Genomic DNA, 9,546 nt, shown 5'->3' with positions numbered 1-9,546 from the left:
GCCCCTCCGTGCTGCTCGGCCAGGTCGGCTCGCGCGTGGAACAGGACCGGCCCCGGCCGTTGTGCGTACGGGCCGTACGGGCTCAGCAGGCCGTGCGACCTCAGAGGCCCAGGTCGTCCAGGGTGTACGCGGTGACGTACGGCAGGCCGGTCTCCTCGACCGCGGCCGCGCCGCCACGCTCCACGATCACCGCGACGCCGACCACCTCGGCGCCCGCCTCGCGCAGCGCCTCGACGGCGGTCAGCACCGAGCCGCCGGTGGTGGAGGTGTCCTCGACGGCCAGCACCCGGCGGCCCTTGACCTCCGGGCCCTCGATCCGGCGCTGCAGGCCGTGCGCCTTGCCCGCCTTGCGGACCACGAAGGCGTCCAGCTCGCGGCCGCGCGCGGCGGCGGCGTGCAGCATCGCGGTGGCCACCGGGTCGGCACCGAGGGTCAGACCGCCGACGGCGTCGTACTCCAGATGGGCGGTCGCGTCCAGCATCACCCGGCCGACCAGCGGGGCGGCCTGGCCGTCCAGCGTGATCCGGCGGAGGTCGACGTAGTAGTCGGCCTCCTTGCCGGAGGAAAGGGTGACCTTGCCGTGCACGACGGCCTTGTCCTTGATCTGTGCCAGCAGGGCGTCGCGGTCGTTGCTCATGAGCGTTCAGTCTAGGCCCTGCCCGGTGGATCGGGGCGGAGCGGCCCCCCAGCCGGATCCACCGATGCCCGGACCGTTCCTAGCGCCGGCGCAGGGCCCTGACCAGCACCACGGCGCCGCCGATCAGGGCGACCCCGCCACCGATCATCCACGGCACGGTGCTGCGGCCGCCCGGGCCCGGCACCACGATGCCGCCGGCATCGCCGCCCCAGCGGGAGGCCGCACGGGCTCGGGCGCTGCGGGCCGGCAGGGCGGGGGCGTAGCGGCCGCGCGGCGGGGCGTGGTCCACCTCCTCGGCGGAACGGCCGACGATGCTGCGGCGGACCGGGCCGCCGAGCACCGGCTCCTGCTCGTACTCGAAGGGCAGCTCGGCGGGCAACTGCTCCTCGGCGGCGGGGCCCTCGGCGGAGGCGGACTCCTCGTCCTGCTCCTCGTCCTCGCGGTCGCCGCCGACGGGGAGGCCGAAGCGCTCGGCGTCGGCGTCGGAGAAGGCGATCAGGTCGGAGAGGTCGTCCTCCAGGTCGTCGCCGGGCTCGTCCTGGCGGTCCTCCAGGAAGTGCACGGTGGCGGTGGCCTCCTCTGCCTCCTCCTCGGCCTCCTCGGCGGTCTCCTCGGTGTCCTCGGCCTCGGTGGTCTCCTCGGCCTCAGTGGTCTCGGCGGTCTCGGCCGTGTCCGCGCCGGTCCCGGCGTCGGCGGCGGCTTCGGTGTCCGCGTCGGCGTCGGCGTTCGCTTCCGCGTCGGAGTCCGCATCAGTGTCGAGGTCCGCGGCCGCCTCGGCGTCCGGGGAGGCGAGGGCGGTGGCGAACCGGTCCAGCAGGCGGCGGCCGGCCGCGGTGAGGGTCTCCTCGTCGAACTCGGTGAGCCGGCCGGTGGCGCTCAGGTCGCCGGTGAAGCGGACCACCGCGGTGCCGTCCCCGTCGCCGTCGGCGACGCTGACCCGGACGGTGGCGGTCGCCTCGCCGCTGCCGCGCGCCTCCTGGCCCTCGGCGAGCACGGTGAGCACGCCCTCGCGGCCCTCGATCAGCGAGAGCACGCCGCGGTAGGTGATGGTCGAGGTGCCGATCCGCAGCTTCAGCCGGCCGCCGATCTCCTCGGCGGGGCCGCTGCCGACGGCGGCGGGCTCGGTGCTCAGCCCCGGCACGCAACGGGCCAGCAGAGCCGGATCCTGCAGGGCCTGCCGGACCAGCTCGGCCGGCATCGGGACGACAACCTCATGCTCCATGAGTCGGAGCCTACCGACCGAACCCTCGGTGGTCCCCGCTGTGGCCCCTACCTGTCGTCCCGACTTCCCTGCTGGCTCCGGTCACCCGCCCCTCCGGGACCCGTCCGGGACCCGCCCGGAGCCCACGGAGCCCGTCCGGAGCCCGTCCGGGCCGCGGGCGGCGCTCACTGCGGGCCCAGGAGGGTGAGGGCGGCCGGGGGGCGGGCGGGGCGGAGGGCGGTGAGGCGGGAGGCGGCGGCGCGCAGGGTGTCGGCGGTGAGGGCGCGGGGCGGCGGGGCGTCCGGGGCGAGGCCGACCGAGGGCTGGGCGGCGGCCGCGAGCAGGAAGGCCTGGCTGCCGCGGCCGTCGTCCGGCCGGCAGCTCGTGGCGGGACCGCCCTGGACCGCGTACGGGACGGTCCGCAGGCCGGCCGCCCGCAGGCCGGACTCGACCTGCCAGAGGCCGTTCTGCTCGTCGCCGGCCCGGACGGCGATCCGCCCGCCGGGGGAGAGCAGCCGGGTGGCGAGGCCGTAGAACTCCTGCGAGTGGAAGGTCACCGTGCCGCCCTCGGAGGGCGCGGGCAGGTCGGCGAGGACGACGTCGAAGGTGCGGTCGGTGGGGCGGACGCTGCGCAGCCACTCCAGCGGGTCGGCCTCGGCGGTGCGGACCCTGGGGTCCTCCAGCGAGCGGCCGGAGAGCGCGGACAGGCCCGGGTCGGTCCGGGCGAGCCGGGTGAGCGCCGGGTCGCCGTCGACGACCAGCACCGAGCGGACGCCGCCGTGCCGCAGTACCTCGCGCAGGGCGAGCCCGTCGCCGCCGCCGAGCAGCAGCACCCGGGCGTCCGGCCCGGCCGCCATGGCCGGGTGGACGAGTGCCTCGCTGCCGCGGTACTCGTCCGGGCCGCAGACCGCGAGCCGCCCGTCCAGGTAGAGCCGCAGCGGGCCCTCGGCGGGACCGGTGAGCACGATCTCCCGGAGGCGGCTGTGAGTGGCGACGCGGACCTGTGCGCCGTACAGGGCGCTGCGGGCGGCCCGTTCGATCACGCCGGACCAGGCGGCGGCCGTGGCGAGGAGGGCCAGTACCAGCCCGCAGCAGCCCCAGAGCAGCAGCCGGACCCGCGGCGCCGGCTCCTCGCGGAACAGCCAGAGCACGACGGCGGCCCCGGCGACGGCGTTGACCGCGCCGGTGACCAGGGCGCCGGTGCCCGGCCCGCACGCGGGCAGGATCAGGAACGGGAAGGCCAGCCCGCCGATCAGCGCGCCCACGTAGTCGGCGGCGAACAGGTCGGCGGCGGCGCGGCCGGCGTCCTCCCGCCGGATCCGCTGGATGAGCGTCATCAGCAGCGGGATCTCGGCGCCGATCAGGATGCCGATCAGGCAGGTCAGGCCGACCATCGCGGCCTGGTACCGGCCGATCCAGGCCCAGCAGCAGTAGAGCGCGAGCACGGAGAGCCCGCCGGTCAGTGCGAGCGCGCACTCGACCAGGGCGAAGGCGGTGGCCGGGCGGCGGGTGAGGCGCTTGGCGAGCAGCGAGCCGAGGCCCATCGCGAACACCATGACCGAGAGCACGACGGAGGTCTGGGTGACCGAGTCCCCGAGCAGGTGGCCGCCGAGCGCGACGAGTTCGAGCTCGTAGACGAGCCCGCAGGCCGCGCAGACGAACGCGGCCAGCAGCACGGTGAGCCGGGCGAGCCGGGGGTGGGCCCGCAGCCGGCACCGACGGCGGGCGGGCAGGGGGTTCAGGCTCCGCCCGGGCCGGGGTGGGCTGCCGTCGTCGAGGCCGAGTCCCGGCTGAGCGGGCGGACCGGCCGGATGATTGATCACGAACAAACGCTAGGCGACGACCGGTACGGATGGCTGCGTCCGTTCGACGGACAGTGCGATACGTCGGGTTGACGGATCGTTCCTGCGTGCGAACGAAGGGCGGTGCGCCGGGCTAAGGCCGCCTCGGGCGCGGGCGCCGCGCTCACCGGGACACCACGAGGGAGGAGCGGGTGCAGACCAGCTGTCCCTCCTGCGGGTAGGCGTGCCAGGTGCGCCAGAGCAGCCGGTCCGTGCCGCCCTGGGTGACCAGTGCGGTGAAGGCGCTCGGGTCGCCGGGGAAGACGCCGGCCAGGCCGCGCGGGTGCCCCTCGACCAGGGCCAGCAACTCCTGGGCCCGGGCGGCGAACTCGTGCGGCGGCAGCGCCTCGATCCGGGCCGCGAACTCGTACTCCCAGCCGGCCACCTGTTTGGCCACCCGGGCCGGCAGTGGGGTCCGCCGGCCGGGCAGGCAGGCGACGGTCTCCAGGCACTCGCCCGGTCCGGCGGCGATGACCACCTGGTGGGAGGCGCCGAGCAGCCGCAGCTGCAGGGTGCCGGGCGGACCGGGACGCCCGGCACCGTCCAGTCTCAGGTCGCGGACCGCGAGAGCGGGCAGCGGTTCGCCGCCCAGGCACCAGGCCAGGTCACCGGCGCGGGTGTCCGTGTAGGAGGTCTGCAGTGTGGTGAGCATGCTCGGCTCCGCGTTTCAGCTCCGTGCGCGCCCGCCGAGCAGCATCGAGAGGCCCAGGCAAAGGCGAGGCTGTTCGTGGCTGTGCGGTCCAGGGCGCGGCCGACCGTGGAAGGAAGGATTCCGGCTGGAGATTCAGCAGCAGAGAAGCATGAATACGCCGGGTCCGTCGGTGATTTACCCAACTTTGTGAAGCATTCACCGTTTCGGGCACACCTGCTTCCCGGCTCTGATCGACCCGGTGTGCGACTTTGCACCGCGCGCGCCCCTGGCCCCGGCCTATGCGCCGTGCACTCCGCTCGCACGCCGCCCGCAGGCCCCGTACGCCCCCGCCCGCCCGTGCGCCCGGCGCGCGGGCGGGCACGAAGCGCCGCGCCCTGCCGGGCGGGCATGACGGATGCCCGACCGGCAGCAAACACCGGTGCCGGTCGGGCAAGTTGACGAAACGTCAGGACATGCGGGCCATTCCGCCGAGCCGTCAGAGTCCTCAGAGCCGGCTGAGCCTGGAGACCGCCTCCTCCAGCACCTCGACCCGCTTGCAGAAGGTGAACCGGACGAGCGGCCGGCCGGCGTCCGGGTCGTCGTAGAAGACGGCGTTGGGGATGGCGACCACGCCGCAGCGCTCGGGGAGGGTGCGGCAGAACCCGATGCCGTCCTCCTCGCCGAGCGGGGTGATGTCGGTGGTGATGAAGTACGTGCCCTCGGGGTTGAAGACGCGGAAGCCGGCGGCGGTCAGGCCCGCGGCGAGCAGGTCGCGCTTGCGGAGCAGGTCCGCGCGGAAGCCGTTGTAGTAGTCGTCGGGCAGCCGCAGCGCCTCGGCGACGGCGTACTGGAACGGGCCGGCGCTGACGTACGTGAGGTACTGCTTGGCGGTGCGGACGGCCGCGACCAGCGGGGCGGCGGCGGTGACCCAGCCGACCTTCCAGCCGGTGAACGAGAAGGTCTTGCCGGCCGAGGAGATGGAGACGGTGCGCTCGCGCATGCCGGGGAGGGCGGCGATGGGGTGGTGGGCGCCGGAGAAGACCAGGTGCTCGTAGACCTCGTCGGTGACGACCAGCAGGTCGCGCTCGACGGCGAGGGCGGCGATGGCGGCCAGCTCCTCGGCGTCGAGGACGAGGCCGGTGGGGTTGTGCGGGGAGTTGAGCAGCAGCAGCCGGGTGCGCGGGGTGACCAGGGCGCGCAGCCGGTCCAGGTCGGGCCGGAAGTCCGGGGCGCGCAGGGTGAGCGGGACGCGGACGGCCCCGGCCATGGCGATGCAGGCGGCGTAGGAGTCGTAGAAGGGCTCCAGGGCGATCACCTCGTCGCCCGGCTCCAGCAGGGCGAGCAGCGCGGCGGCGATGGCCTCGGTGGCGCCGGCGGTCACCAGGACCTCGGTGTCGGGGTCGTAGGCCAGGCCGCGGAAGCGCTGCTGGTGCTCGGCGACGGCCTGGCGCAGCTCGGGGATGCCGGGGCCGGGCGGGTACTGGTTGCCGCGGCCGTCGAGGACGGCGCGGGCGGCGGCCTCGGCGATCCCGCGCGGCCCGTCGGTGTCGGGGAAGCCCTGGCCGAGGTTGATCGAACCGGTGGCGGCGGCGAGGGCCGACATCTCGGCGAAGATCGTCGTGCCCAGCCCGTGCAGCCTCTGGTTCAGCAGCGGCCTCGTACCCATTGCGGCTCCTCACGCCTCGTCGTCGGGAGCCCATCCTCGGGTCCGGCGGCGGTGCCGGACAAGGACGGCCCGCCACCGGAGTGCCGGTGGCGGGCCGTGCCCGGGAAGCGGGGGAGGATCAGGCCTCGTCGGTGCCCTCGGGGGCCTCGCCGTCGCCCTCCTCGCCCTCGATCTCCTTCTGCAGGCCGAGGCGCTCGACGATCCACTGCTCGAAGCCGACGGCGGCCTGGGTCCAGTTGGCCGTGGTGGTGACGAAGTAGTCCAGGTTCACGCCGGTGCCGACGATCATCTGGGCCTCGCCGATCAGGCGGACCACGCCGTCCTCGTGGGTGTGGGTGTAGACCTTGGGCCAGAGGGTCTCACGGTTCCACTCGTCGATCAGGTCGAGGATCTCGGGCTTGGTCTCCAGCGGGTACGCGCGGTCGTAGAAGGCGCGGACCGCGAAGAGCTCCTTCTGCTCGCCGCGGAACATGTAGTAGACGCGGAAGCCCTCCCAGGGGGCGGTGAGGTCGCCCTCCTCGTCCACGACGTGCTTGAGCTGCATCTGGTCCAGCAGCTGGGTCACCAGCGCCTGGTCCGGAACGATGATCGGCGGCGGGCCGGCCGGCCGGCCGCCCTGGCCGCCGGGCTGCCCGCCCTGGGGAACGCCGAACGACGGGATGGACGACGGGTCGATGCTCATGGGGGTCCTCTTCCTCAGTGCACGTGGTGGCCGGCAATGAGAGGCCGCCCTTTTCTCCACCTCCCATCCTGCCTCATCCGGGCCCTGCCTCACAGGGGCACCCGCGGAGAAGGATCTTGTCGCGGAGGGCCGCCGGACGCCGGTGCGGGGCGGCGGACACCGAGGGTGAACACGGTGGTGGGCCGCCCCTCCGCGAAGGGGCGGCCCACCGCCGCCGGAGCCCCGGCGGGCTACTTCTCCAGCGGCCCGCGGCCACGCACGGTGAGGCGGTCGCCGTCCTCGTCCCGTTCGACCAGGACGGTGTCGCCGTCGTGCACCTGCCCGGAGAGGATCGCCCGGGCCAGCTGGTCGCCGATGGCGGACTGCACCAGCCGGCGCAGCGGCCGGGCGCCGTACGCCGGGTCGTAGCCGGTGAGCGCCAGCCAGTCGCGGGCGGCCTCGCTGACCCGGAGGGTGAGCCGGCGCTCCCGCAGCCGCTCGTCGAGCCTGGCCACCTGGAGGTCGACGATCCGGCTGAGCTCGGCGGTGCCCAGCGGGTCGAAGACCACGATGTCGTCGAGGCGGTTGAGGAACTCCGGCTTGAACGCGGCCCGGACGGTGTCCAGCACCAGGGCCTTCTTCTTCTCCTCCGGGGTGGCCTGGTCGACCAGGAACTGGCTGCCCAGGTTGGAGGTGAGGATCAGGATCGCGTTGCGGAAGTCCACCGTGCGGCCCTGGCCGTCGGTGAGCCGGCCGTCGTCCAGCACCTGGAGCAGCACGTCGAAGACCTCGGGGTGGGCCTTCTCCACCTCGTCGAGCAGCACCACGCTGTACGGGCGGCGGCGGACCGCCTCGGTGAGCTGGCCGCCCTCCTCGTAGCCGACGTAGCCGGGCGGGGCGCCGACCAGGCGGGAGACGGAGTGCTTCTCGCCGTACTCGCTCATGTCGATCCGGACCATGGCCCGTTCGTCGTCGAAGAGGAAGTCGGCCAGGGCCTTGGCGAGTTCGGTCTTGCCGACGCCGGTGGGGCCGAGGAAGAGGAAGGAGCCGGTCGGCCGGTCCGGGTCGGCGATGCCGGAGCGGGTGCGGCGCACCGCGTCCGAGACGGCCTGGACGGCCTCGCTCTGGCCGATCAGGCGGCGGCCCAACTCCTCCTCCATACGCAGGAGTTTGGCGCTCTCGCCCTCCATCAGCCGGCCGGCCGGGATGCCCGTCCAGGAGGCGACCACGTCGGCGACGTCGTCCGGGCCGACCTCCTCCTTGACCATCGAGGTGGAGGCGTCCTGGTCGGCGGCGCGCTCCTGGGCCTCGGCCAGCTCGTGCTCGGCGGCCGGGATCTCGGCGTACATCAGCTTGGAGGCGCGCTCGAAGTCGCCGTCGCGCTGGGCGCGTTCGAGGGCGCTGTGCAGGTCGTCCAGCCGTTCCTTGAGCTCGCCGACCCGGTTGAGGCTCTTCTTCTCCTGCTCCCACCGGGCGGTGAGCACGCTCAGGTGCTCGTTCTTGTCGGCGAGGTCGCGCCGCAGCCGGGAGAGGCGCTCGACCGAGGCCGGGTCGGACTCCTTCTCCAGGGCCAGCTCCTCCATCCGCAACCGGTCGACGGAGCGCTGGAGTTCGTCGATCTCGACCGGGGAGGAGTCGATCTCCATCCGCAGCCGGGAGGCCGCCTCGTCGACCAGGTCGATCGCCTTGTCGGGCAGGTAGCGCGAGGTGATGTAGCGGTTGGACAGGGTGGCGGCGGCGACCAGCGCGGCGTCCGAGATCTGCACCTTGTGGTGCGCCTCGTACCGGCCCTTGAGGCCGCGCAGGATGGCGATCGAGTCCTCCACGCTGGGCTCGCCGACCAGCACCTGCTGGAAGCGGCGCTCCAGGGCCGGGTCCTTCTCGATCCGCTCGCGGTACTCGTCCAGGGTGGTGGCGCCGACCATCCGCAGCTCGCCGCGGGCCAGCATCGGCTTGAGCATGTTGCCGGCGTCCATCGCGGAGTCGCCGCCGGCGCCCGCGCCGACCATGGTGTGCAGCTCGTCGATGAAGGTGACGACCTGGCCGTCGCTCTGCTTGATGTCGTTCAGGACGGCCTTCAGCCGCTCCTCGAACTCGCCGCGGTACTTGGCGCCGGCGACCATCGCGCCGAGGTCCAGCGCGACGAGGCGCTTGCCGCGCAGCGACTCCGGCACGTCGCCGGCCACGATCCGCTGGGCCAGGCCCTCGACCACGGCCGTCTTGCCGACGCCGGGCTCGCCGATCAGCACCGGGTTGTTCTTGGTGCGCCGGGACAGCACCTGGACGACCCGGCGGATCTCCTGGTCCCGCCCGATCACCGGGTCGAGCTTGCCGTCCCGGGCGGCCTGGGTGAGGTCGGTGCCGTACTTCTCCAGCGCCTTGTAGGTGCCCTCCGGGTCCGGCGAGGTGACCCGGCCGCTGCCGCGCACGTCCTTGAACGCGGCGAGCAGCGCCTTCGGGGTCGCGCCCTGCTGCACCAGCAGCTCGGCGACGGCCCCGCCCTCGGCGGCCAGGCCGACCATCAGGTGCTCGGTGGAGACGTACTGGTCGTCCAGGTCGTCGGCGCGCTTGCCGGCCTCGGTGAGCACGGCGAGGGTGTCGCGGGCCAGCTGCGGGGCGGCGACGGTGGAGCCCATCGCGCTGGGCAGCGCGGCGAGCAGCCGACGGGCCTCGGTGCCGGTCCGGGAGACGTCCGCGCCGACCGCCTCCAGCAGCGGCCTGGCGATGCCCTCGGGCTGTTCCAGCAGGGCGGTCAGGATGTGCACCGGCTTGACGTCCGGGTTCCCCGCGGCGCCGGCCTGCCGGATGGCGGCGGACAGGGCGTCCTGCGTCTTGGTGGTGAACTTGCTGGCGTCCACTGCTGGGGTGTCCTCCTCGCTGATGGCTGCATGCTGCTGTCTACAGCATGC

General features: G+C 74.0%; 7 protein-coding genes. All 7 read right to left on the bottom strand.

The features are described 5' to 3' along the window. Window positions 1-100: 100 nt before the first annotated feature. A complete protein-coding gene (gene pyrE, locus ABZ885_RS10705; RefSeq protein ID WP_360186158.1) occupies window positions 101-637 on the bottom strand; it encodes an orotate phosphoribosyltransferase in 537 nt (178 codons plus the stop codon). Between the two features lie 79 nt (window positions 638-716). After that, a complete protein-coding gene (locus ABZ885_RS10700) occupies window positions 717-1,859 on the bottom strand; it encodes an SRPBCC domain-containing protein (protein WP_360186155.1) in 1,143 nt (380 codons plus the stop codon). A gap of 164 nt (window positions 1,860-2,023) precedes the next feature. Then, entirely contained in the window at window positions 2,024-3,547 is a 1,524-nt protein-coding gene (locus tag ABZ885_RS10695) for a polyamine aminopropyltransferase (protein ID WP_360186161.1), read from the bottom strand. A gap of 256 nt (window positions 3,548-3,803) precedes the next feature. Beyond that, entirely contained in the window at window positions 3,804-4,331 is a 528-nt protein-coding gene (locus tag ABZ885_RS10690; RefSeq protein ID WP_360186152.1) for a DUF2617 family protein, read from the bottom strand. 484 nt (window positions 4,332-4,815) lie between these two features. Continuing rightward, on the bottom strand, window positions 4,816-5,976 hold the full coding sequence (locus ABZ885_RS10685) for a pyridoxal phosphate-dependent aminotransferase (protein WP_360186149.1): 1,161 nt from the start codon (window positions 5,974-5,976) through the stop codon (window positions 4,816-4,818). 118 nt (window positions 5,977-6,094) lie between these two features. Then, window positions 6,095-6,658, bottom strand: a complete 564-nt coding sequence (locus ABZ885_RS10680; protein ID WP_360186147.1) for a YbjN domain-containing protein — start codon at window positions 6,656-6,658, stop codon at window positions 6,095-6,097. A gap of 230 nt (window positions 6,659-6,888) precedes the next feature. Further along, window positions 6,889-9,495 carry an ATP-dependent chaperone ClpB gene (gene clpB, locus ABZ885_RS10675; protein ID WP_360186144.1) on the bottom strand — a complete coding sequence of 869 codons (2,607 nt, stop codon included), beginning with the start codon at window positions 9,493-9,495 and terminating at the stop codon, window positions 6,889-6,891. Window positions 9,496-9,546 lie beyond the last annotated feature (51 nt).

The sequence above is a fragment of the Kitasatospora sp. NPDC047058 genome (genome assembly GCF_040643935.1).
Lineage (GTDB): Bacteria > Actinomycetota > Actinomycetes > Streptomycetales > Streptomycetaceae > Kitasatospora.
The sequence above is the reverse complement of the archived record's forward strand: the minus strand, read 5'-3'. Positions and strand labels throughout refer to the sequence as shown.

What these genes read in the sequence shown, in the direction of transcription:
- pyrE (WP_360186158.1), bottom strand. Translation starts at nt 637, where the DNA reads ATGAGCAACGACCGCGACGCCCTGCTGGCACAGATCAAGGACAAGGCC.
- ABZ885_RS10700 (WP_360186155.1), bottom strand. Translation starts at nt 1,859, where the DNA reads ATGGAGCATGAGGTTGTCGTCCCGATGCCGGCCGAGCTGGTCCGGCAG.
- ABZ885_RS10690 (WP_360186152.1), bottom strand. Translation starts at nt 4,331, where the DNA reads ATGCTCACCACACTGCAGACCTCCTACACGGACACCCGCGCCGGTGAC.
- ABZ885_RS10685 (WP_360186149.1), bottom strand. Translation starts at nt 5,976, where the DNA reads ATGGGTACGAGGCCGCTGCTGAACCAGAGGCTGCACGGGCTGGGCACG.
- ABZ885_RS10680 (WP_360186147.1), bottom strand. Translation starts at nt 6,658, where the DNA reads ATGAGCATCGACCCGTCGTCCATCCCGTCGTTCGGCGTTCCCCAGGGC.